Source organism: Arthrobacter jinronghuae, from assembly GCF_025244825.1.
Classification (GTDB): Bacteria; Actinomycetota; Actinomycetes; order Actinomycetales; family Micrococcaceae; genus Arthrobacter_B; species Arthrobacter_B jinronghuae.
Genome location: NZ_CP104263.1, coordinates 141332 through 163006 on the forward strand (window position 1 = coordinate 141332; position 21675 = coordinate 163006).

Annotated in this window: 23 protein-coding genes and 3 tRNA genes; 17 read left to right on the forward strand and 9 right to left on the reverse strand. The window is 66.1% G+C overall.

Translation table 11 applies throughout. From position 1 onward, the window contains the following. Window positions 1–107 precede the first annotated feature (107 nt). Entirely contained in the window at window positions 108–1253 is a 1146-nt protein-coding gene (locus N2K98_RS00705; RefSeq protein ID WP_255864409.1) for an acetate/propionate family kinase, read from the reverse strand. Continuing rightward, window positions 1254–3326: a phosphate acetyltransferase gene (pta, locus tag N2K98_RS00710; protein WP_255796210.1), complete on the reverse strand. Its 2073-nt coding sequence runs from the start codon at window positions 3324–3326 to the stop codon at window positions 1254–1256. It abuts the gene before it with no gap. 245 nt (window positions 3327–3571) lie between these two features. Here pta and N2K98_RS00715 point away from each other — a divergent pair, with 245 nt between their 5' ends. The 6 genes from N2K98_RS00715 (at window position 3572) to N2K98_RS00740 (ending at window position 10014) form a co-directional block, all read left to right on the forward strand. Then, window positions 3572–5086: an amino acid permease gene (locus N2K98_RS00715; RefSeq protein WP_255864408.1), complete on the forward strand. Its 1515-nt coding sequence runs from the start codon at window positions 3572–3574 to the stop codon at window positions 5084–5086. 97 nt (window positions 5087–5183) lie between these two features. Beyond that, window positions 5184–5528: a thiamine-binding protein gene (locus tag N2K98_RS00720; protein ID WP_255796208.1), complete on the forward strand. Its 345-nt coding sequence runs from the start codon at window positions 5184–5186 to the stop codon at window positions 5526–5528. Between the two features lie 41 nt (window positions 5529–5569). After that, the gene (locus N2K98_RS00725) at window positions 5570–6220 is read left to right on the forward strand and encodes an O-methyltransferase (protein WP_255864407.1); all 651 of its coding nucleotides are present in this window, start codon (window positions 5570–5572) and stop codon (window positions 6218–6220) included. A 46-nt stretch (window positions 6221–6266) separates the two neighbouring features. Further along, window positions 6267–6779 carry a GNAT family N-acetyltransferase gene (locus N2K98_RS00730; protein ID WP_255796206.1) on the forward strand — a complete coding sequence of 171 codons (513 nt, stop codon included), beginning with the start codon at window positions 6267–6269 and terminating at the stop codon, window positions 6777–6779. Beyond that, complete coding sequence (locus N2K98_RS00735; protein WP_255864406.1) at window positions 6779–7648, forward strand: spermidine synthase; 870 nt, start codon at window positions 6779–6781, stop codon at window positions 7646–7648. Before N2K98_RS00730 ends, N2K98_RS00735 begins: the two co-directional genes overlap by 1 nt. Window positions 7649–7800: 152 nt before the next feature. Next, on the forward strand, window positions 7801–10014 hold the full coding sequence (locus N2K98_RS00740) for a catalase (RefSeq protein ID WP_255864405.1): 2214 nt from the start codon (window positions 7801–7803) through the stop codon (window positions 10012–10014). A gap of 99 nt (window positions 10015–10113) precedes the next feature. On the opposite strand, the gene N2K98_RS00745 is transcribed toward N2K98_RS00740, so the two are convergent. Then, window positions 10114–11544: an NCS2 family permease gene (locus N2K98_RS00745; RefSeq protein ID WP_255864404.1), complete on the reverse strand. Its 1431-nt coding sequence runs from the start codon at window positions 11542–11544 to the stop codon at window positions 10114–10116. 110 nt (window positions 11545–11654) lie between these two features. On the opposite strand from N2K98_RS00745, the gene N2K98_RS00750 reads away from it, so the two are divergent. Next, window positions 11655–12251 carry a copper resistance CopC family protein gene (locus N2K98_RS00750; RefSeq protein WP_255864403.1) on the forward strand — a complete coding sequence of 199 codons (597 nt, stop codon included), beginning with the start codon at window positions 11655–11657 and terminating at the stop codon, window positions 12249–12251. A gap of 3 nt (window positions 12252–12254) precedes the next feature. On the opposite strand, the gene N2K98_RS00755 is transcribed toward N2K98_RS00750, so the two are convergent. Then, window positions 12255–12896: an NAD(P)/FAD-dependent oxidoreductase gene (locus N2K98_RS00755; protein ID WP_255864402.1), complete on the reverse strand. Its 642-nt coding sequence runs from the start codon at window positions 12894–12896 to the stop codon at window positions 12255–12257. A gap of 168 nt (window positions 12897–13064) precedes the next feature. Here N2K98_RS00755 and N2K98_RS00760 point away from each other — a divergent pair, with 168 nt between their 5' ends. Then, window positions 13065–14069 carry a universal stress protein gene (locus N2K98_RS00760; RefSeq protein ID WP_255796200.1) on the forward strand — a complete coding sequence of 335 codons (1005 nt, stop codon included), beginning with the start codon at window positions 13065–13067 and terminating at the stop codon, window positions 14067–14069. A gap of 15 nt (window positions 14070–14084) precedes the next feature. Here the strand turns inward: N2K98_RS00760 and N2K98_RS00765 are convergent, their stop codons facing one another. Together N2K98_RS00765 and N2K98_RS00770 are read right to left on the reverse strand one after the other, a co-directional pair. Continuing rightward, a complete protein-coding gene (locus tag N2K98_RS00765; RefSeq protein WP_255796199.1) occupies window positions 14085–15014 on the reverse strand; it encodes a cation diffusion facilitator family transporter in 930 nt (309 codons plus the stop codon). Between the two features lie 9 nt (window positions 15015–15023). Continuing rightward, window positions 15024–15383, reverse strand: coding sequence for a metallopeptidase family protein (locus N2K98_RS00770; protein WP_229951535.1), 360 nt, complete (start codon window positions 15381–15383; stop codon window positions 15024–15026). Window positions 15384–15528: 145 nt separating this feature from the next. Between N2K98_RS00770 and N2K98_RS00775 the strand changes: the two genes are divergently transcribed. From N2K98_RS00775 to N2K98_RS00810, 8 genes are all read left to right on the forward strand, one after another. Continuing rightward, a tRNA-Glu gene (locus N2K98_RS00775) sits at window positions 15529–15601 on the forward strand. A gap of 59 nt (window positions 15602–15660) precedes the next feature. Continuing rightward, window positions 15661–15734 (forward strand) — tRNA-Asp (locus tag N2K98_RS00780). 56 nt (window positions 15735–15790) lie between these two features. Further along, a tRNA-Phe gene (locus tag N2K98_RS00785) sits at window positions 15791–15866 on the forward strand. 151 nt (window positions 15867–16017) lie between these two features. After that, window positions 16018–16512: an Asp23/Gls24 family envelope stress response protein gene (locus tag N2K98_RS00790; protein ID WP_255864401.1), complete on the forward strand. Its 495-nt coding sequence runs from the start codon at window positions 16018–16020 to the stop codon at window positions 16510–16512. Between the two features lie 64 nt (window positions 16513–16576). Further along, complete coding sequence (locus N2K98_RS00795) at window positions 16577–16768, forward strand: DUF2273 domain-containing protein (protein ID WP_229951443.1); 192 nt, start codon at window positions 16577–16579, stop codon at window positions 16766–16768. Window positions 16769–16779: 11 nt separating this feature from the next. Continuing rightward, window positions 16780–17154, forward strand: coding sequence for a hypothetical protein (locus N2K98_RS00800; protein WP_255796734.1), 375 nt, complete (start codon window positions 16780–16782; stop codon window positions 17152–17154). Continuing rightward, window positions 17151–17738, forward strand: coding sequence for an Asp23/Gls24 family envelope stress response protein (locus N2K98_RS00805; protein ID WP_255796197.1), 588 nt, complete (start codon window positions 17151–17153; stop codon window positions 17736–17738). Before N2K98_RS00800 ends, N2K98_RS00805 begins: the two co-directional genes overlap by 4 nt. Next, on the forward strand, window positions 17735–18346 hold the full coding sequence (locus N2K98_RS00810; RefSeq protein ID WP_255864400.1) for a hypothetical protein: 612 nt from the start codon (window positions 17735–17737) through the stop codon (window positions 18344–18346). The genes N2K98_RS00805 and N2K98_RS00810 overlap by 4 nt, the downstream gene beginning before the upstream one ends. A 5-nt stretch (window positions 18347–18351) precedes the next feature. Here the strand turns inward: N2K98_RS00810 and N2K98_RS00815 are convergent, their stop codons facing one another. The 3 genes from N2K98_RS00815 to nadE form a co-directional block, all read right to left on the reverse strand. Beyond that, complete coding sequence (locus N2K98_RS00815; RefSeq protein WP_255796195.1) at window positions 18352–19206, reverse strand: hypothetical protein; 855 nt, start codon at window positions 19204–19206, stop codon at window positions 18352–18354. Window positions 19207–19208: 2 nt separating this feature from the next. After that, window positions 19209–20012, reverse strand: coding sequence for an exodeoxyribonuclease III (locus N2K98_RS00820; RefSeq protein WP_255796194.1), 804 nt, complete (start codon window positions 20010–20012; stop codon window positions 19209–19211). 114 nt (window positions 20013–20126) lie between these two features. Continuing rightward, window positions 20127–20948, reverse strand: a complete 822-nt coding sequence (nadE, locus tag N2K98_RS00825; protein WP_255864399.1) for an ammonia-dependent NAD(+) synthetase — start codon at window positions 20946–20948, stop codon at window positions 20127–20129. Between the two features lie 143 nt (window positions 20949–21091). Here nadE and pyrE point away from each other — a divergent pair, with 143 nt between their 5' ends. Next, entirely contained in the window at window positions 21092–21661 is a 570-nt protein-coding gene (gene pyrE / locus N2K98_RS00830; protein ID WP_255796192.1) for an orotate phosphoribosyltransferase, read from the forward strand. Window positions 21662–21675 lie beyond the last annotated feature (14 nt).

A 21675-nucleotide genomic window follows, 5' to 3' on the forward strand; every position in this document is an offset into this window, starting at 1 on the left:
CCGACAGGTATTCCCGGCCGCTGCTTAACCGGGTCTGCAACCGTACCAACGCGGATGTCCCGCTGTCTGCCGTTCTTTCCTTTTTAGCTGATTTCGGTTGCAAACGCTTAGAACGTAGCAGCGGATTCCGTGTGGCGTTCGACGACGGCGGCGGTCGCCTCCGCAATGGCTTCCTCTTCGTCGGTGGGCACTACGAGGACGGGAATGGCGGAGTCGGGCGTGCTGATCCGCCGGGCCTGCTTGCCGGTTGCAAGGTTGGCTTCGGTGTCGAGCCGGATGCCGAGGGGACCCAGCTGGTCCACCACCAGCTGGCGGAAACTCCAGCCGTTTTCGCCGATCCCCGCAGTGAAAACCACCGCCTGCGCGCCGCCGACGGCCACGTGGTAGCCGCCGATGTACTTGGCCAGCCGGTAGGCGGCCACGGTCAGGGCCAGCCGGGCCTGCTCATTACCGTTGTCGGCCGCTTCCTCGATGCCGCGCATGTCCGACTCGCCGGCCAGGGCCCGCAGCCCGGACTCCCGGTTGAGCAGGTTGTCCAGGGCATCGGCGTCGTACCCCTGGCGGGCCAGGAAAATGAGGATCGACGGGTCAACGTCTCCGCTGCGGGTGCCCATCACCAGGCCCTCCAGCGGGGTGAATCCCATGGACGTGTCGATGCTCCTGCCGCCCTTGATGGCCGCCACCGAGGCTCCGTTGCCCAGATGGGCGATCACGCCGTCGAACTCTGCAGGCTCAATGCCCAGGAACCGTGCAGCGGCCGGTGCCACGTAGGCGTAGCTGGTGCCGTGGAAGCCGTAGCGACGGATGCCGTGGCGCCGGTACAGGCTGTCGGGCAGCGCGTAGCGCCAGGCGTGTTCGGGCAGGGTGCGGTGGAAAGCGGTGTCGAAGACGGCCACCTGCGGGATCTTCGGCCACTTGTCATGGACGGCGCGGATACCCATGGCGCTCGCGGGGTTGTGCAGCGGGGCCAGCGGGCTGAGCCGTTCAATTGAGCGGACAATTTCGTTGTTGACCAGTACGGGTTCGCTGAAGCGTTCCCCGCCGTGCACCACCCGATGCCCCACGGCGTCGATTGTGCGTCCGTCCAGCTCGTCGCGGAGCCGGCTGCTGAGTTCTTCCAGTGCGGAGGCGTGGTCCGGAACCACGTCGCCGATCCGGTCAATGATGCCCTTGGCCAGCAGCTCCTGGGTGTTGGTCTCCCGAACCTGGTACTTCAGCGAAGAGGAACCGGAATTGATGACAAGAACCAGCATTTAATCCTCCTGTGCCTGCACCGCGGTGATGGCTACGGTGTTCACGATGTCCTCAACGGTGCAGCCGCGGCTGAGGTCGTTGACCGGTTTGCGCAGGCCCTGCAGGATCGGGCCCACGGCCACGGCTCCGGCGGACTGCTGGACGGCCTTATAGGTGTTATTTCCGGTATTCAGGTCGGGGAAGATGAACACCGTGGCCTGTCCCGCCACCGAGGAGCCCGGCGCCTTGGAGGCGGCTACGGAGGCGTCGACGGCGGCATCGTACTGGATGGGTCCTTCCACCGGGAGGTCCGGGCGGGCACGGCGGACCAGCTCGGTGGCCTGCCGTACGCGTTCCACCGAGCCACCCGTTCCGGAGGAGCCGGTGGAGTAGGAGAGCATGGCGACCCGCGGCGTGACTCCGAACTGTTCGGCGGTTGCGGCGGAGGCCAAGGCGATGTCCGCCAGCTGCTCGGCGTCCGGGTCCGGGTTTACGGCGCAGTCGCCGTAAACAAGGACGCGGTCTTCCAGCAGCATCAGGAACACCGAGGAGACAATCTTGACGCCTTCCCGGGTCCGGATGAACTCCAGTGCGGGCCGGATGGTGTTGGCAGTGGTGTGGGCTGCGCCGGAGACCATGCCGTCCATCCTGCCCAGCTGCACCATCATGGTGCCGAAATATGCCCCGTGGAGCATACGTTCGTTGGCGTCTTCCAGGGATACGCCCTTGTGCTTACGGAGTGTGGCGTATTCCCTGGCGAATTCTTCGCGCAGGGCACTGGTCGCCGGGTTGATGAGGTTGATGTTGGAAAGGTCAACGCCTTGGCTTGCTGCCAGCTCGCGGATCTGGCCCTCCGGTCCCAGTACCGTCAGGGCACAGACGTCCCGCCGGCTGAGGATCTCCGCCGCCTGCAGCACCCGCAGGTCCAACCCTTCCGGCAGTACGATCCGCTGCCGGCTTGTACGTGCCCGCACGATCAGCTCGTTGAGGAAGCGCAGGGGAGTGGTGGTGGCCGGACGGGGTAGTGCCAGGCGTTCCAGCATCTCTGCCTCATCCACATGTCGAGACCAGGTGCCCAGCGCTGCAGCGACCTTCCGCCGGTTTCCACTGGAAATCTCGCCGCGGACCCGGCTGACCCGGCGAGCGGTGACATAGGTGTCCGTCCCGACTTCAAAGACGGGAAAGGGTGCCGAGGCCAGCAGTCCCAGAATGGCCGGTTCCACGTCGATGCCGCCGGTGAGGATCATGCCGCTGGCGACGGGAAAGTCGGAGGAGAAGGAGGACGCCAGAGTGGCGACCATAACGTCCGCGCGGTCGGCGGGGACGATCACCAGAGTCCCGTCCGAGAGCTGGGGGATGAAATTCCCCACGGTCATGGCGGCCACCTTGACGGCGGAAACGTCGCGTTCAAGGTTGGCGCTGCCGGCCACCTGGCGGGCCTGCAGCGCCGTCTGCACTTCGGCGATCGACGGCTGGGAGATTTCACTCTGTTCGGGAATGACGTAGACCGGCCGGCCGCTCTGTCCGGGCCGGATGGCGGCGGTGATGGCCTCGACGTCGGACGGTGCTGCCCGGTTGACCATCACGGCCAGCAGGTCGCACTTCGCGTCGGCCAATTGGCGGCGGGCCACGTCGACGGCGTCGGCCGTCTCCGCCGCCGTGGTTTCCTGGGCGTTGACGACGGCGAGCACGACAGTGCCCAGGTCATTGGCCAGCCGGGCGTTGAGATCGAACTCCAGGGCGACGTCGTGCCCGGAGAGGTCGGTGCCTTCGACAATGACGACATCGCAGTTCGCGGCAATTTCGCTGTAGACGGCCAGGCAGCGGGCATCGACCTCGCCCCGCTCCCCGGCAACCAGCAGCGCACGCAGCTGTGCCCGGGTGAGGCCGCCGCGGCAGGTGGCCGGACCAAGGTTGAAGCGGCGCTGCATCAGCTCCACCATGGGATCCTGCGCCGGATGGTCGCCCTCGACGATCGGCCGGAAGAAGCCAACCCGGTCTGCATGCCGGCCGAGCATGTCCGCCAGCCCCAGACTGATCAGGGATTTGCCGGATCCGGGCGTCATGGCGCTTACATAGATTCCACGGGCCATAGCTGCTTGTCCGTTCGTTGCCGGGATGAAACCTGGGTTAGCCGCCCCTGACAAGCGAGTGGCGTACGTCATATCCATCCTCCCAAAAGGCTGCGGCACTTGCCAGCCAGAGCCCCGGCGCCGGTTCCCCAGGGGGTGCTTCTTGGACTCGGTTGTCTCAGCATGTGAGACTAAAATAAGAGCCGCACGGCGCTCAGCCTACGATTGATCGGTTAGTTTTTCCCTCAGATAAGGCGAGGATCCACGTGAGTCTCTTCCGTACCAAACCCATCGAGAGTTCCCTTGCGGACGCCGACGAGCCCGGCCGTCGGCTAAAGCGCTCACTCACCACCTGGGACCTCATGATCATGGGCGTCGCGGTGGCCGTAGGCGCCGGTATCTTCTCGGTAGGCGCCCGGGCGGCGGGGCAGTTCTCCGGCCCGGCCGTAACCCTTTCGTTCGTACTGGCGGCAATCACCTGCGCGCTCGCCATTATGTGTTACGCCGAGTTCGCCACGGCCATTCCGGTGGCAGGCTCCGCCTACGTGTTCACCTACGCCACGATGGGCGAGCTGGCCGCCTGGATCATCGGCTGGAACCTCATCCTGGAGCTGTTCACCGCAGCGGCGGTTATTGCAAAGTACTGGGGCATCTACCTCAGCGAGGTTTTTGCACTTATCGGCTGGGATATACCGGCAACGCTGGAACTGGGCGTGATTTCGCTGACCTGGGGCCCGTTCCTGATCGTTGCAGTCTTTACCTTCCTGCTGGTCATGGGCACCAAGCTTTCCGCCCAGGTGAGCAACGTTTTCACCATCATCAAGGTGGGCGTGGTGCTCTTCGTGATCGTCGCCGGTTTCTTCTACGTCAAGGCGGAGAACTACACGCCGTTTATTCCGGATCCGGTCTCCACCGCCACTGATGGAAGCTCCGGGGTCCTTCAGCAGTCCCTGTTCTCCTTCATGACCGGTGCCGCTCCTGCGCAGTACGGATTGTTCGGTGTCTTTGCCGGCGCCGCCATTGTTTTCTTCGCTTTCATCGGATTCGACGTGGTGGCCACCTCTGCCGAAGAGGTCAAGGACCCTGGCAAGACGCTGCCGCGGGGCATCTTCGCCGGCCTGGCCGTGGTCACGCTGCTTTATATCGGCGTCTCCCTGGCCCTGACGGGCATGGTCCCCTACACCGAACTGGCCGCAGCCGAAGACCCCAACCTCGCCACGGCCTTTGCCCTTGTGGGGAACACGGGAGCGGCATCGGTCATCGCCGTCGGATCCCTGATCGGCCTGACCACGGTGATCATGGTGCTGCTGATGGGCCTGGCCCGCGTGGTGCTGGCGATGTCCCGGGACGGCCTGCTGCCCCGCTCGCTCTCCCGGACCAGCGACAAGCACTCGACGCCGGCCCGGCTGCAGATCATCCTCGGTGTCCTGGTTGCGGTGGTGGCAGGGTTCACGCGGGTGGACGTACTCGAGGAAATGATCAACATCGGCACGCTCTCCGCGTTCGTGGTGGTGAGCCTGGGCATCCTCGTGCTGCGGAAGAAGCGTCCGGACCTGCGCCCCGCCTTCCGGGTGCCCTTCGGTCCGGTGATCCCGGTCCTTTCCGCAGTGCTGTGCCTGTACCTGATGACCAACCTTGCAGTTGAGACCTGGATCTACTTCGCGGGCTGGCTGGTTATCGGCTTCCTGCTGTACTTCGCCTACGGCCAGCGGCATTCACGTCTGAACGAGAAGTTCCAGGACGTGGCCGCCGCAGGTGCGAACCAGGACACGGCAGTCTGAGTCCGGCGGGCCGGACGGTCCTCCAGTAAACCTCTAAACCCGCGCCGGCTGGCAGCCTGCGCGGGTTTTTTGGTGCCTGCGGTGGCACACTGGGCAGATGCTTGTAGCTTTTTCCGTCGCTCCCTCCGGTACCGGCCCGCAGACCCCCGCCGCCGGTCCTTCGGCCTCGGTGCACGACGCCGTGGCCGCCGCAGTTCAAATCGTCAGGGAATCCGGCCTGCCGAATTCCACGGACGCCATGTTCACCACCCTGGAGGGTGAGTGGGACGAAGTGATGGATGTAATCCGCCGGGCCACGGAAGCGGTTGGCCAGTATGGCAGCCGGGTTTCGCTGGTGCTCAAGGCGGATATCCGGCCGGGGCACACCGGCGAGTTGACCGGCAAGGTGGAACGGCTGGAAAAGGCACTCGGCGAACTGGACGAGTACAGCGGGCACGCCTAGGCATGCAGCGGCCGGACGCACCGGCGGAACGGGAGCAGGAGATGTCGCAGTGGGAGCAGGTCGAGGAGTACTTCAGCAGCCGGGTGGTGCAGCCGGATGACCAGCTGAAGGCCATTGTCGCCGCGACCGGGGCCGCCGGGCTTCCGCCCATCGAGGTATCCGCCGCGCAGGGAAAGTTCCTGATGCTGCTGGCCCGCATCGCCGGTGCCCGGCGGATACTCGAGATCGGTACCCTGGGCGGGTTCAGTACTGCCTGGCTGGCCCGGGCACTGCCCGACGACGGCGAACTGATCACGTGTGAATACGAACCCCGCCATGCGGAGGTGGCCCGCGCCAATCTTGCCGCGGCCGGGCTTCTGGACCGGGTGACCATTCGGGTAGGCGCAGCCTTGGACACCCTGCCGGATCTTGCCGGCGGGGAGCCGTTCGATCTGTTTTTCATTGACGCAGATAAGGTCAACAACCCCGCCTACCTGGAGTGGGCGGTGAAGCTGTCCCGGCCGGGGAGTGTGATTGTGGTGGACAATGTGGTCCGCGGCGGCAGCGTCCTGGACCCCGGCGGCGACGAAGCGGTGCAGGGCACCCGTGCCGCCGTGGACATTCTTGGCTCGCATCCGCGGCTGGACACCACGGCACTGCAGACAGTAGGGAGCAAGGGGTGGGACGGCTTCGCGCTCGCACTGGTGCTGTGACTGCTCGCCGTCCGGGACGCAGCCTGTGCCGACTTAAGCTGGAGACATGAGCTTTACTATCCGGCGCGCACTCCCCGGCGATGCCGAGGACTTTGTGTCCGTCCATCTGCAGTCCTGGCGGGAGAGTTACGCCCATGTACTGGGGGATGAGGTGTTCCAGCGCCGGGAAGCGGACCGCAGCGCCGCCGTCGAACACCGGCGGGCAGCCCTGGCAGAACAGGCAGTGGACCCGGCCATTCGGAACTGGCTGGCCCATTCGGAAGACGGCCGGCTCCTGGGTTTCGCGTCCGCCGGCCCCGCACGGGACAGCGACGCGGACGTTCCGCTGGAACTGTGGTCCATTTACATTCTGGCTGAAGCGTACGGGAAGGGTGTTGGACAGGCTTTGCTGGAGCACGCCGTCGAAACGGAACCCGCGTATGTCTGGGTGTTGGAGGACAACGCACGCGCCCAGGCGTTCTACCGGCGCAACGGTTTCGCGGCAGACGGAACGTCCAAGGACCTGCCGCAGGTCTGGGCCGGCACCGGCATGGTGGAAATCCGGATGGTGAGGCACTGATGGGACGCAAGCGCCCCGGCAAGGATCCGGTGGACGCCGTGGCGGGCAACGGCCCGGTGGCCGGCACTTATCCGATCGACACGGGAACATGTGAACTGGTTCCGGACTCTTTCAGCCCCGACGGTTGGATCCTGATGGTGAACGGAGTGCACAGTTCGCATATCGACCTTGCCGACCCGCGCCACCTGGACTTTGAATACATGCGCTGGATCGCCGCCCTGGTGGAATCGCGCTGGCGTGCGGATGCCTCGCTGCGTGCCCTGCACCTGGGTGCAGCGGCGTGTTCGCTGGCCCGGTACCTGGCCGCCGTATATCCCGGTGCCCGTCAGGTTGCCGTGGAACTGGACGGCAGGCTGGCGGAGCTGGTCCGCGGGTGGTTTGACCTGCCCCGGGCACCCCTGCTGCGGCTGCGGGTGGGGGAGGCGCGTGCCGTGACTGAAACCCTGCATGAGGACAGCCGCGACCTGGTGATCCGCGATGTCTTTGCCGGCGCCAAGACACCGGTGCCGCTGACGACGGCGGAATTCACCGCGCAGGTGGCCCGGGTGCTCGCTCCGGGCGGCGTCTATGTGGTGAACTGCGGCGACACGCCGGACCTGCGCGGCGCCCGGGCCGAAGCCGCCACCATCTGTGCGGCGTTTGCGTACACCGCGGCGATAGCCGATCCGGCCATGCTGAAGGGCCGTCGTTACGGCAATATCATCCTGGCCGGCAGTGACACCCCGTTTGCGGAGGATCCGTCCCTGCCCCGCGCCCTGCTGGGGGGAGCGGTTCCCGCCCATCTGTGGGCGGACGAAAAGGTGCGCAGCTTTGCTGCCGGTTCCAGGCCCCTCCATGACGACCCTGTCCAGGAAGTGCCGGCGGGATAGGCGGTCCGGACCCGCCGCGTGAAGCGCCACGCGGAGCCGAAGGCTGCCAGCCCGACAGCCTCGGGTTAACAGTCAGCATGCTTACTTCAGTAGGGTGGTGAGGACGGCCGCGGCCTTCGGGCGGCGGTTGGACCAACCACGATGGAGGCTACATGTTCAGCAAGAACACATCCGATCCCGACCCGCTCGTCCCCGGCGCCCCGGCTCCGCAGGCCCCGGAACTGGCCGAACCGACGGAACCCCGCGATCCGCTGCCGCCCAAGCCGGATCAGGACGGACCGGAGACCGTTACCGCTACAGGCGTGGCCACCGGGGCACCGAAATCCTCCACCTCCCAGAGTGGAAAGTTCCTCACCACCGCGCAGGGCGCACGGCTGCGGGACACAGACCACTCCCTGAAGGCCGGCCCCCGCGGCCCCGTGCTGCTGCAGGACCACCACCTCCGTGAAAAGATCACCCACTTCGACCACGAGCGCATTCCCGAGCGCGTGGTCCACGCCCGCGGCGCTGCAGCCCACGGTGTGTTTACGGCCAACGGCGCTGCCGAAGGAGTCACGCAGGCCGGCTTCCTGGCCAAGGGCGTGGAAACCCCCGTCTTTGTTCGCTTCTCCACCGTGCTCGGCTCCCGCGGTTCCGCGGACACCGTCCGGGACACCCGCGGATTCAGCACCAAGTTCTATACCGCCGAGGGCAACTATGACCTGGTCGGCAATAACATTCCGGTGTTCTTTATCCAGGACGCCATCAAGTTCCCCGACGTAATCCACGCCGGGAAGCCGCACCCGGACCGTGAGATTCCGCAGGCCCAGAGCGCCCACGACACCTTCTGGGACTTCGTCTCGCTCCACACCGAAGCGCAGCACCACACCATGTGGAACATGTCCGACCGGGGCATCCCCCGCTCCTACCGCACCATGGAAGGCTTCGGCGTCCACACCTTCCGGCTGATTAACGCCGCCGGTCAAACCACGCTGGTGAAGTTCCACTGGAAGCCCCGCCAGGGCGTGCACTCCCTTGTCTGGGAAGAAGCGCAGATCATTAACGGCATGGATCCGGACTTCCACCGGCGCGACCTCGCAGACGCGATTGAAGCCGGTGCGTTCCCGCAGTGGGATCTGGGTATCCAGGTCTTCCCCGACACCGAAGACGAAATGTTTGAGGGCATCGACCTGCTGGACCCGACCAAGCTCGTCCCCGAGGAACTGGCACCGGTGCAGGTCATCGGCACCATGACCCTGAACGCCAACGTCACGAACTACTTCGCGGAAACCGAACAGGTGGCCTTCCACCCCGGACACCTGGTGCCGGGCATCGACGTCACCAATGACCCGCTGCTGCAGGGCCGGTTGTTCTCCTACATCGATACGCAGCTGACCCGGCTGGGTGGCCCGAACTTCAGCCAGATTCCCATCAACCGCCCGCATGCACCGGTCAACGACATGCTTCGGGACGGGTTCCACCAGAGTGCGGACCATTCCGGCGTGGCGCCGTACCAGCCCAACTCGCTCGACGGCGGCTGCCCCTTTATGGCCGGAGCAGACATGAGTGCCTTCATTGATGTTCCCGTCGAGGTGCCCGCGGCCCGTAAAGTGCGCGAGAATCCCGCCACCTTTGATGACCACTACAGCCAGGCGCGGATGTTCTTCCGTTCCCTGACTCCGGTGGAGCAGGACCACGTAGTCCAGGCCTACACATTTGAACTGGGCAAGTGCTATGAGGAGAACATCCGGCTGCGCCAGCTCCAGTCGCTTGCGAATATCGACAAGCGCCTTGCCGACGACGTGGCCGCCGGCCTGGGCCTCACGGCGCCGGCTCCTGCCCTCGACGTTGCCAACACCGCCCCCAGCCCTGCGCTCAGCCAGCTCGGCGGCTCTTGGCCGGTGGCAGGTCGGGTGGTCGGTGTTGTCGCCGATGAAGCGTCCGATCTTGCCTCGGTTTCCGAGGTCCTGGCTGCTATCCACGCGGAGGGCATGGTTCCGCTGGTTATTGCCCCGCACGGCGGCAAGCTGGGTGCGGAAATCACTGTCCAGCGGACCTACCTGACGGCCCGCTCCACCGAATTCGACGCCGTGATCGTGGCGGCTTCGGGTGCCGCGGCACCGGATGCGGCGGACAGCCTGGATGCCAAGGCGGGCAACCCCGGCGGGCACCCCTCGCTTGACCCGAGGGTCACCCTGCTCCTGGCCGAAGCCTTCCGCCACGCCAAGGCCCTGGGTGCCTGGGGCGATGGAGGTTCGGTTCTTGCGGCTGCCGGCATCCCCGCGGAAACGGCCGGCGTTGTTGTAGGCGGAGCCACCGAGGTTGCGTCCGGCGTTACCGCGCTCCTGGCCAACCACCGGGTGTGGGAGCGTTTTCCAACCGCCTAGCTGACGCGGTTGCCGGTGCCCAAACCGGATAAAACGAGAAGGGATCCGCAGCCGCGGATCCCTTCTTGTTTAGCAGTGCTGGGGGGAATAGCTCCCTGCCTAGATTCCCACAATCTCCCTGATGGGACCTATGCCGAAGAACAGGGCGAATGCCGCTGCCACCACGTACATCAGGGGGTGGACCTCACGGCCCCGGCCCTGGAAGACGCGGATGATGGTGAAGGAGATGAACCCGGCACCCAGGCCGTCAGCGATCGAGTAGGTGAACGGCATCAGCGTGAAGGTGAGGAAGGACGGCAGGGCCAGCCCGATGTCGCTCCAGTCGATCTTGCCCACCTGGGAGACCATCAGGTAGCCCACGACCACTAGGGCAGGGGCCACGGCCTCGAACGGCACCAGGTAGATCAGCGGCGTCAGGAACATGGCCACGATGAACAGCAGGCCGGTCACCACGGAGGCGAGCCCGGTGCGCGCACCTTCGCCGATGCCGGCGCCGGACTCCACGAAAATCTGGTTGGAGGAAACACCGGCACCGCCGCCGGCCACCGCACCTGCGGCATCCACAAGGAGGACGCGCTCCACGCGGGGGATGTTGCCGTCCTTGTCGATGCTGCCGGCCTCGGTGGCGAGGCCCACCATGGTACCCATCGCGTCGAAGAAGATGCTGAGCAGGATCACGAAGACCAGCAGCGAGGCGGCAACTCCGCCCAGGGTCTGGAAGGACCCTACGAGGCTGACATCGCCGATCAGGGAGAGATCCGGAGCAGCCCATTGGGGCATGCTCGGTGTCACCAGCGACCAGCCGGTAGCCACTCCGGCACCCTGGCTGCCCGGATCGGCCAGCCATTCGATAAGGACAGCGAAAGCGGTCGAGGCGACGATGCCGATGAGGATCGCGCCCCGGACCTTGCGGGACATCAGCACGATGGTCAGCAGCAGGCCGAAGACGAACACCAGCGTGGGCCACCCCAGCAACTGGCCGCCGTTGCCCAGGCCCAGCGGAACAGTGGTGCCGGCGGCATCCGGATTGCGCCGGACAAAGCCCGCGTTGACCAGGCCGACCAGCGCTATGAACAGGCCGATACCGACCACGATCGCGGTTTTCAGGCTGGGCGGAACGGCCCGGAAAACGGCGGTACGGAATCCGGTGAGGACCAGGATCACCATCGCCAGGCCCGCGATGACTACCAGGCCCATCACGTCAGGCCAGGTCAATCCGTCGTTGGAGGCAACCGTCACGGCCACAAAGGCGTTGACACCCAATCCTGTGGCAATCGCGAACGGGTGCTTGGCCCAGATGCCCATAATCAGGGTCAGGACGCCTGCCACCAGGGCGGTGCCCGCGGCAATTGCCGGGCCGGGCATGGTGTTGCCCATCGAGTCCTCACCGCCGAGGATCAGGGGGTTAAGGACCACGATGTAACTCATGGCGAAGAAAGTGGCCAGGCCACCGCGCACTTCGGCGGATACGGAGGAACCCCGCTTGGTGATTTCGAAGTAACGGTCCAGCTTTGAACCTTGTTTGAGCATGACGCGTCCTCTGAACTGACCAGTGGGGGGATGGTGAGGGAATCCTGCACTTAGATCTTATCGTTTCGGACATGGCGGTGCCCGGAACGGCGCTCCGTTAGGCTGAAACGGTGACGATTTCTGTGCGCTCTTACCTCTCCCGGTCAGCTTTCGCCCCCGTGGCCGCTGTCTTCCTACTCGCCCTCTGCGCGGTGCTGCTGGTATCTGCTCCGCCCGCCGCGGCGCATGATGAACTGACGGGCAGCACTCCGGGCAGCGGCTCGGTGCTGGATGCGGCTCCGGAATCCGTGGAGCTGACCTTTTCGAGTGTTCCGGCCGCCATCGGCTCCGAGGTACGGGTCCTGGATGAGGAGGGAACAGACTGGGCGCAGGGCCCGGTGCGGATCCTGGACAACACCGCCACCCAGCAGCTCCGCACCGGAGCGCCCGCCGGCAGCTACACGGTTCAGTGGCGCGTGGTGTCCTCTGACGCCCACCCGATCGAGGGGACATTCGGGTTTACGGTGGCAGGCGGCGGCACCGGCACCGGCACCCCCGCTCCGTCTACTGCTGCGCCCCTGCCGCCCGCAGCAAGTCAAAGCCCGGTGCTGAACCAGTCCGACGACGCCGGATCCCCGTGGCCGGTGATCGTGCCGGCAGCGGTGGTGATTCTCGCCGTGGCAGTGCTGATCGCCTTGATCGTGCGCCGGCGGCTGCGCGAGGACTAGCGCTCACCCCTGGGTAGGGGCTTGCGGGGTAGGTGACCCCGCGTCCGCGATTGCCTCACCGGCTGCCTTCGCTTGGCGCATAAGCCCGCGGAGGGACGGCAGCAGGTTTTCGCCGACGCCGACCAGATATACGCCGATTCCACGCAACGCCTCCACTGCTTCCGGTCCGGCGCCCACGCCCAGCGCCCGGGCCAGCTTCCGCAGATCCGATCTGGAGCAACTGGTGAGCACCACATAGTCGGCCAGGAGCAGTTCCCTGCCGGTGCGGATGGCCCATTTGCCGCTGGCAGCCGCCGGCGACGGAAGCAGGCCGGCGGGAGCCGCCAAGGTCATTTCCTGCGCTTCCGAATCCTCCCGGACGTCCAGCCGGTGGCTGGCAGCATAGGCGTGCAGCACGCGCAGCACCTCCAACCGTTCCGGGAACACCTCCGGCTCTGACGCGGCTTCCCTGATGGTGGCTGCGGCCGGTGCCGGTCCGTGGACCACTATCGAGTCCACGCCCTGGCGGCATAGTTCGGTGGCCACCGCCAACCCGCTGAGGCCGCAGCCGATCACCACGGCCCCGGTCAGCTCCGTTGCCGCTTCATCTTGCTTTGTTTCCTCATGCCCGGTGGAACCGGTTTGCGCGTTCGGAGAAGAATCCACGCAGTCGTTCCTTCCGACGGTCTTGGTAACCCTCCCCACAGGCTTCAAGGCGGCACCCTATAGGCACTTGCCCTGCAGCGGTAGCGTGACCGGGCACCCGGCGCGGTACGCTACTGCCAACGACAGCCGGAAGGGGACTTGCCGGTTGGGGACCCGAAGGAGCGGCATATGACTGATTCGACCTGGGGTACAGGGCCCGGCGCTGAGGGGCCTGCGGGCATCGTCGTCGGCGTGGACGGATCCGACCAAAGCATCTGCGCCCTGTTCTGGGCTGCCCGGGAGGCGCGGCGGCGGCAGTGCCCGCTGCACGTAGTGACGGCGTACACGGTGCCCATTTTCGCCGCTTCCTCGATGGACGCCGGCTACACCACGGTTGATGACGCAATGATCCGGGACGGCGCCCAGCAGGTGCTGGATGAAGCCGTGGAGCGGATCAGCCACTACGGGGTTGAAGTAATTCCCCGGGTGGAGACCGGAGATGCGGCCGCAGTCCTGCTGGAGCTTTCCGAAGACGCGGACCTCATGGTCGTGGGTTCACGCGGCCGCGGCGGTTTTGTCGGGCGCCTGCTGGGTTCGGTCTCCAGTGCCCTCCCCGCGCACGCGAAGTGCCCTACCGTCGTGGTGCCGCTGCGGACCGCCGGACGGCTTCCCGACTCGGGAGTGCGGCCCCCGGCAAACTCGCCGGACCCGGATGCCGTGCACCGCGCCGTCGTCGTCGGAGTGGACGGCTCGGAACAGGGCCGCGCCGCATCGCTCGTTGCGGCCGAACAGGCGCGGAGTATGGGCCTGCCGCTGCGTATTCTGTGCGCGCTGCCGCCGTTCACCGGCTCGCTGGCCTGGGTGCCTGCCCCGCTGGACATCGAGGCGCTGCATGCGGAACTGCATGAACAGCTCGACGCCGGCCGGGACTGGCTGCAGAGCCACTTCCCGGGACTGGAAATGACCGTTGAACTGGTTGACGGGTCCCCGGGCGAGATCCTGATTGAACGCACCGCAAAGGTTGAACTCCTGGTGCTGGGCACCCGCGGCCGCGGCGGCTTTGCCGGCATGCTGATGGGGTCCACCAGCCAGAGCGTGCTGCACCACGCCAAGGGTCCGCTGATGGTGGTGCCGGACCACGAGGATCCGAGGCTGCTGGACCGGCCTGACTTCGGCCCCATGGTTGCGGAGTAGCAGCCTCCCGCGTACTTAGGCGTGCTGCTGGCCCTCGTGCACGGCATGGCTGGCGGGCTCCAGCTGGAAGGTGCAGTGCTCGGTGTCGAAATGGCTGCTCAGGCACCTGGTCAGCCGGTCCAGTACGGTGTCCAGGCCGTCCGGAGTGAGGTGCTCCTCCTCCACCACCACGTGTGCGGAGAACACCGGAACGCCGGAGGTGATGGTCCAGATGTGGATGTCGTGCGCGTCGGACACCCCGTCCACAGACACAATGTGGTTGCGGATCATGCCCACGTCCACGCCCTGCGGGGTGGCCTCCAGCAGCACATCGATCACTTCCCGCAGCAGCGACCAGGCCCGCGGGGCAATCATCAGGGCAATCAGGAACGAGGCCCAGGTATCCGCCTGCTGATAGCCGGTGGTCATGATGACGACGGCGGAAACCACCACGGCAGCCGAGCCCAGGAGATCCCCCAGCACTTCCAGGTAGGCGCCTCGCACATTCAGGGATTCCTTGCGTCCGGCATGCAGGACCAGCAGGGAAATGAGGTTGGCCAGGCCGCCGACGACGGCGAACGGCAGCATCAGCCCCGTGTCGACGTCGGGCTCGCTGCCCAGGCGGCGGACCGCCTCGACGAAGATCACTACGGCAATCACGATCAGCAGCACGGCATTGGCCAAGGCGGCCAGGACTTCGGCCCGCTGGTAGCCGTAGGTCCGCCGGTTTGTGGCCGGCCGGGCGGCAATCCAGGCCGCGAACAGCGCAATGGAAACGCCTGCTGCGTCGGAAAGCATGTGGCCGGCGTCGGCAAGCAGCGCCAGCGACCCCGAAAGCAGGGCGCCGGCAACCTGGATCAGGACCACCGAGATGGTGATGAGGAAAACGATCAGGAGGCGCCGCCGGTGCTTACCGGTAGCGGTGACTGTGCCCAGTCCGTGGCTGTGCCCGTGATGTTCACCCATGCTTAAAGGCTAGCCCCAGCCCAGTTCGTGCAGCCGCTCGTCGTCGATGCCGAAGTGATGGGCCACCTCATGGATGACGGTGATGCGGACCTCGTCCACTACTTCCTCCCGGCTGTCGCACATCCGCAGCAAGGGCCCGCGGAACACCACAATCCGGTCCGGCAGGGAACCCGCATCCCACCAGGAATCCCGCTCGGTCAGCGGGGTCCCTTCGTAGACCCCCAGCAGTTCCGTGTCCGGATCTTCGTGCGGGCCCGGCACATACTCGTCCTCAATGAAGACCGCCACGTTGTTCATGGCGCGGGACAGGTCCGCTGGAATGGAGTCGAGGGCGGCTTCCACGCAGGCGTCGAACTCATCCGGATTCATCTCGATTGGCACCCCTCCACTGTAGTGGCGCAGGCCTCACCGGAAGCGTTTTGGATATTCCGGAAATAAGCCCTATAGTTTTAGAGTCCACAACGGAGCGAAACGACTGGTTCACCAGCCGCTTCAATCCATGTGTGTTCTGTTGGCCCCCATCGTCTAGCGGCCTAGGACACCGCCCTTTCACGGCGGCGGCACGGGTTCGAATCCCGTTGGGGGTACTCAGGAGTGGTAAATGAGCCGGTGAGAATCTGGTAGAGTTTACACTCGTGAAATGCAAGGCCCTGTAGCGCAGCTGGTTAGCGCGCCGCCCTGTCACGGCGGAGGTCGCGGGTTCAAGTCCCGTCAGGGTCGCTCAGATTTTCTGAAGCGATTTGGAAGATCTCGGTGATCATCGGTTGATGATGCCAGGCTCTGTAGCTCAGTTGGTAGAGCGTTCGACTGAAAATCGAAAGGTCACCGGATCGACGCCGGTCGGAGCCACCAGCTAAAACCCCGTAGCTGTCTCGCAGGAGACAGGACGGGGTTTTTCTTTTTGACCGTTGTGAGCTGCCCGGCCGGCCCGGCGCGCACGCAGCGCTGACAGCCCGGCTGCTGCGCCCTGCAAAACGTCCGGCTGCCGGGATACGCTGAACCCATGGATGAGCCCCGGAACACATCAGCGAACGCTCCCGTCACTGCGCCACCACTCGCCCCCGCGCCGGCAAGCCCGGCGCACGCCGTGGCCGGTGCCGGTGATGCGGCCGCGATCGGCGGCCGCAATTCCATCAGCGAGCAGGCCGTGGCCAAGGTTGCCGCGATTGCTGCCCGGGCAGTTCCGGGCGTCTTCAACCTCGGCAACAGTTCGGGGCGGGCGCTGGGTGCCGTCCGCGACGCCGTCGGCGGAACGAGCGCCACCTCCGGTGTGCATGTGGAAGTCGGCGAACGGGAAGTTGCCGTCGATATCAGCTTGATCGCCGTCTACGGCAATGCACTGATGGTTGTCGCGAACAATGTCCGTGCCGCGGTCTACGGTGCCGTGGAGAAACTCGTGGGCCTTCGCGTGGTGGAAGTCAACGTGGAAATTTCGGACGTACACCTTCCCACCGATCCAGCCGGTACCGCACCGGTTGGCGGCGCGAAAGCGGTATAGGCTTCATAGCACGTTCCTCGCAGGACGCACCGGGTTATGTGGAGCAGGTATTAAGGCAGGGGAAATGAAACCAACAGTGGTGGGAATGGCAGTCGGGGCCGTATTGGCTTTCGCCGCACTGATATTCGATTTTTGGGGCTTTCTGCTGACCGCCCTGTTCATTGCAGTCGGAGCGCTGCTGGGCCGCGCTGCTGAAGGCAAGATCGACTTCCGCAGCGTTTCCGATGCGCTGACCGGCCGCCGCTCCTCTTCGTGAGCGCCGCCGGGATGACCGCGCCTCCGGCGATCCAGACCGGGGCGGGGCTGGCCGGGCATAACCGGATCAGTACCCAGGCGCTGACCAGCACCGCCAAGGCCGCCGCGTCCGAATACTTCGGCGTGCCGGCACAGCAGGTGCGCGTGCAGTGGACCGATGACCGCGGGCTGCTGGCGCTCTCGGTATCCCTGCCCATCGCCCTGCCACCGCTGCAGGCCCTTACACCGGCCATGCTGCAGCACGCCGGCGGGACAGTCTGGGAGCGCGCACACGCCGCCAAACCGGTCCTGCTCCGACGGGTGGCAGACCTTACCGGGTCCCGTCTTTCCCGTGTCGACATCCGCATCACCGGCGCGCTGCCGGTTGAAGGAAGGCGGGTGCAATGAAGCAGGCGGACCTGGACGTAACCAACAGAATCCTCCGACGGGAAACCCATTCAGCCCGCACTGCCGCATCGGCCTTTGCTGCCGTCCTTGGCATTCTCTTTTTCGCGTACGTGCTGCTGGAATCCGTGCTCCAGGCGCTGGGCCAGGAGGCGTGGCTGATCGATCCGCCTACCTTCGGGCGGTGGCTGGCGGACCTTCCCGCAGGCTCGGACCCGTTGATCCTCGGGTTGTCCGGCGCGCTGATCTTCCTTGCCGGCCTGCTGTTCTTCCTGCCGGCCGTGCTGCCCGGACGCCGCGCCCGTTATGCGCTGCCCAACCCGCGTGCCGCCGTCGTCGTGGACGGCGAAGTCCTGGCCGCGTCGTTGGCCCGGTGCGCCCGGATGCGCGCTGACGTCACGCCGCAGCAGGTGCTCGTCACGGTGGGAAGGACCCTGGTGGAGGTGCAAATCCGCCCGACGTCGGGCACTCCCGTGGATGCCGAGGCGGTGCGGGGTGCAGTGGAGGACGAGTTGCTGCTGACCAAACTGGATCCGCAGCCGGCCGTCCGCGTCCGGGTCGCCGAAGCCGGGGTGATTGGACAGTGAATGCCACACCGCGGGCACTGAACCGTTTCCTGCTTGGGCTTCTTGGGCTCGTGCTGATGTGCATCGGCGCCGGGCTGGTGCTCATTTCCGCCTGGCCTGCTGCGGCACGGGCCTGGCACGGGTTCGCCGCCGATGCCGGGCAGGCCATCGCTGCCACGCTCTCCGCCACGGCACTGCCCGGGGGCGGCGGCAGCTGGATCTGGGTGGCCCTGGCCGTGCTTAGCTTCCTGGGCATCGTGCTGATGGCGGTGTGGATGGCCGGCCAGGGCGGCGGGCGGACGGGAACACTTCTCTCCGAGTACGACGACGACGGCGCCCCCGGCCGGGTCGCGATCAGCGGAACCGTGGCCGAGCAGGCCCTGCGCAGCGCCCTTCAGGAGAACCCGGACGTTGCAGCCTCCGCCGTCAGCACCTACTCCGTGAAGGGGCGCAGCGCCCTGCGCGTGCGGATTACCCCGCGGCAGGGAGCCGCCCCGCACCTGATTGCTGCCGACGCCACAGCCCTGGTGGAAACCCTGGACACCGTCCTCGGACACCAGACACCGGTGCTGCTGAGCCTGGAGGCCGGACGCCGGCTGCGCTTCAACCGCGAGGACCGGGTCCGCTAGGAGTCCTAGGAGGCCCTGGCCAGCTGCCGGATGGGAATCCACCGCGACGCCAGCCGGCGGTACGCGGCCGCAGCGCCGGTCATGTCGCCGTCGGCCAGGGACTCGATTCCCAGCCGCACGTCGGAAGGGGAGTCGTCCGGGAAGACGAGGTCCGCCACCGGGCCGTAGTCCAGTTCCAGCACGGCGTCCGGGTCAAAGACCTCCAGCCAGGCGGTCAGCTCGGCCAGTTCATCCAGCAGGTCCAGTTCCGGAGCGGCTATGGCCAGGGCGGCCGAGGCTGCGCGCGCCCGGTCAATACACTGCAGCACCGGCGCGGAGAGGCGGACGGTCTGGACATGGCCGTCATCCTCCACCACCTCGGTGTGGTCCTCTTCGTGCAGCAGGACAAACCAGCCGAAGGGCACGCCCCAGGTGGCGGAGCGGGTGTGGAGCTTCGCCAGCGAGTCGGCAAAGGAATCCGGATCCAGCCGCGCGGCGTGGGCCTCGCGGGCTACTTCCGGGACCAGCACGTCCACCAGGGGGCCGCGGATGGACTCGCCCAGGGATTCCGCCGCCAGGGAGGTGCGCACGGCCAGCTGGTTGGGGCAGTACAACCGGTTGGTGACCCCTTCCTGCGCCGGATAATGCAGCACCCGGACCAAGTCCGTGGCGTTGTGCGGGAAGGGGTCCGAGACCACCCGGACCAGCCGGCGGACGGCGTCCGTGCGTTCCAGGACCTCGGTTTCATGGCGTCCGCGGGCGCGCTGCTCCATGATTGCCAGCTGCTGGCTGTCATCAAAGGCGTCCAGCGGCTCGTAGACGCGGAGGTAGGAGACAAACGGGAAGGTGCGGTACAGCGACTGCTGCGGATGCCGCGTCACGGCTAGTCCAGTTCCACAATCACGGGTGCGTGGTCCGAAGCGCCCTTGCCCTTGCGTTCTTCCCGGTCGATCACGGCTCCGGTTACGCGCTTGGCCAGGGCCGGGGAGCCCAGGACGAAGTCGATGCGCATGCCCTGGCGCTTGGGGAACCGCAGCTGGGTGTAGTCCCAGTAGGTGTAGACGCCGGGGCCGGGATGGAAGGGCCGGACGACGTCGGTGAACCCGGCGTCAAGGAACTCGTTGAAGGCCTGCCGCTCGGGTTCGGTGATGTGCGTGGCATTCTGGGCGCGGAACCAGTCGATGTCCCACACGTCGTCATCCTGCGGAGCAATGTTCCAGTCGCCCATCAGGGCCAGTTCCAGGGACGGATCCTTGGTGATCCACTCCGCTGCGTGGTCCTTGAGCGTCTTGAGCCACTGCAGCTTGTAGGGCATGTGCGGATCATCCACGGCCCGGCCGTTGGGTACGTACAGGCTCCACACCCGCACGCCGCCGCAGGTGGCACCGATGGCGCGGGCCTCGGCCACCGTGGTTTCTTCGGTTTTGCCGAACATCGGCTGGTCCGGGAAGGTGCGTTCGACGTCGTCGAGCCCCACGCGGGACGCGATCGCGACACCGTTCCACTGGCTCAGCCCGAAGTGGGCCACCTCGTAACCGTTCTTTTCGAACAGTTCCCAGGGGAAATTGTCGTCTTTCGCCTTGGTTTCCTGAATGGCAAGGACGTCGACGTCGGAGCGCTGCAGCCAGGCCTCAATGCGGTCGGCTCGGGCGCGGATGGAGTTCACGTTCCAGGTAGCTATCTTCACACTGCTACGTTACCGAATCCCGTCCGGCTCCACACTGCGCCCCGCACCACAACGGGTAAGCGGGCGGCCGGGATGGACCGCCCGCTTAGGCGGGCTCGGGGTAGGGAAAGGGAGCTATTTCCACCAGGTGTCGGAAACAGTGACGGGTACGGTGCGCTTGTGCCGGGTCATCACAAAGCGTGCCTCGATCTTTTCGGCGTCTTCGGCGGGGGTGTCCCCGCCTTCCAGATAGCCGTCGATGGTGTCGTAGCTCAGGCCCAGCTCGGTTTCATCGGTCTGGCCGGGCTTGTCGTCCAGCAGGTCGGCGGTGGGTGCCTTGCCGATGAGCTTTTCCGGGGCGCCCAGCTCCGTCAGCAGGGCCCGGTTCTGGCGCTTGTCCAGGCCGGAGAGCGGCAGCAGGTCCGCGCCGCCGTCGCCGAACTTCGTGAAGAATCCGGTGACGGATTCGGCGCCGTGGTCGGTGCCGATCACCAGGAGGTTGTGCTGGCCCGCCACTGCATACTGCGCGGTCATGCGCACCCGGGCCTTGATGTTGCCCTTGTTGAAGTCGGTGATTTTCTCGCCGGTCATTTTCACGTATTCGTCTTCGAAGCCGTCCACCGCCGGTCCGACGTTGTAGACCAGGGACTTGGACGGCGCGATGAACTCGAGGGCAGCCTGGGCATCCGCTTCGTCATGCTGGACCCGATACGGCAGCCGCAGGGCAATGAACTGCGCGTCGGTGCCCTCGGCTTTCAGCTCGTCCACGGCCAACTGGGCGAGCTTGCCCGCAAGCGTGGAATCCACGCCGCCGCTGATGCCCAGAACGTACCCCGAGGTATGCGAGGCGTGCAGGTAGTCCTTGAGGAAGTCCACCCGGCGGCGGATTTCCGCGGCCGCATCAATGGTGGGGTGAACTCCCAGTTCGGCAATGATTTCCGCTTGTAGTTTCCGCATGGATCACAGCCTATATCCGTCTGCCGCGCCGTGCCCGGGAAGGGCAGTGCGAGTTGGGCCGCCCCGGGCCCGGATTGACCGGTGTCACGTCGCATAAGGGACCAAAGCCCTGTCCTCCCGTTGCCCGTAGCTAGGATTGAGCCATGACTTCGCCCGCGATCGCCCCGTCCCGCGCCCGGCTGCTCGAACTGATCATGGAGTTGGCGGTGGTGCGCGGCAAAGTGGTGCTTTCCTCCGGCGCCGAGGCGGATTACTACATTGACCTGCGCCGTGTCACGCTGCAGCACGAAGCGTCCGTGCTTGTCGGCGACGTGATGCTGGAACTGCTGGAGCGTGCAGGCATTGAGTTCACCAACGCGGGCGGACTGACCATGGGAGCTGATCCGGTGGGCACCGCCGTGATGCACGCGGCCACCCGCGCCGGCCGGGCCGTGGACGCCTTTGTTGTCCGCAAGGCACAGAAGTCCTACGGCATGGGCCGCCAGGTGGAAGGCCCCGACGTCGCCGGCCGCAACGTGGTGGTCCTGGAGGACACTTCCACCACCGGCGGGTCGGCGCTGACCGCCGTCGAGGGTGTGCGCAACGCCGGCGGCAACGTGGTGGCCGTGGCTGTGATCGTGGACCGGGACACCGGAGCCAAGGAGCGTATCGAGGCCGAGGCCGGCGTTCCCTATCTGTTTGCGTTCGGCAAGGATGAACTCGGCCTCGGATAGCGGCAGCAACCGCC

Coding starts and splice junctions, on each gene's coding strand:
- N2K98_RS00760 (WP_255796200.1), top strand. CDS start 13,065: ATGACTGATTCGACCTGGGGTACAGGGCCCGGCGCTGAGGGGCCTGCG.
- N2K98_RS00725 (WP_255864407.1), top strand. CDS start 5,570: ATGTCGCAGTGGGAGCAGGTCGAGGAGTACTTCAGCAGCCGGGTGGTG.
- N2K98_RS00740 (WP_255864405.1), top strand. CDS start 7,801: ATGTTCAGCAAGAACACATCCGATCCCGACCCGCTCGTCCCCGGCGCC.
- N2K98_RS00805 (WP_255796197.1), top strand. CDS start 17,151: ATGAAGCAGGCGGACCTGGACGTAACCAACAGAATCCTCCGACGGGAA.
- N2K98_RS00800 (WP_255796734.1), top strand. CDS start 16,780: ATGACCGCGCCTCCGGCGATCCAGACCGGGGCGGGGCTGGCCGGGCAT.
- N2K98_RS00720 (WP_255796208.1), top strand. CDS start 5,184: ATGCTTGTAGCTTTTTCCGTCGCTCCCTCCGGTACCGGCCCGCAGACC.
- N2K98_RS00745 (WP_255864404.1), bottom strand. CDS start 11,544: ATGCTCAAACAAGGTTCAAAGCTGGACCGTTACTTCGAAATCACCAAG.
- N2K98_RS00705 (WP_255864409.1), bottom strand. CDS start 1,253: ATGCTGGTTCTTGTCATCAATTCCGGTTCCTCTTCGCTGAAGTACCAG.
- N2K98_RS00795 (WP_229951443.1), top strand. CDS start 16,577: ATGAAACCAACAGTGGTGGGAATGGCAGTCGGGGCCGTATTGGCTTTC.
- N2K98_RS00770 (WP_229951535.1), bottom strand. CDS start 15,383: ATGAATCCGGATGAGTTCGACGCCTGCGTGGAAGCCGCCCTCGACTCC.
- N2K98_RS00730 (WP_255796206.1), top strand. CDS start 6,267: ATGAGCTTTACTATCCGGCGCGCACTCCCCGGCGATGCCGAGGACTTT.
- nadE (WP_255864399.1), bottom strand. CDS start 20,948: ATGCGGAAACTACAAGCGGAAATCATTGCCGAACTGGGAGTTCACCCC.
- N2K98_RS00735 (WP_255864406.1), top strand. CDS start 6,779: ATGGGACGCAAGCGCCCCGGCAAGGATCCGGTGGACGCCGTGGCGGGC.
- N2K98_RS00790 (WP_255864401.1), top strand. CDS start 16,018: ATGGATGAGCCCCGGAACACATCAGCGAACGCTCCCGTCACTGCGCCA.
- pta (WP_255796210.1), bottom strand. CDS start 3,326: ATGGCCCGTGGAATCTATGTAAGCGCCATGACGCCCGGATCCGGCAAA.
- pyrE (WP_255796192.1), top strand. CDS start 21,092: ATGACTTCGCCCGCGATCGCCCCGTCCCGCGCCCGGCTGCTCGAACTG.
- N2K98_RS00765 (WP_255796199.1), bottom strand. CDS start 15,014: ATGGGTGAACATCACGGGCACAGCCACGGACTGGGCACAGTCACCGCT.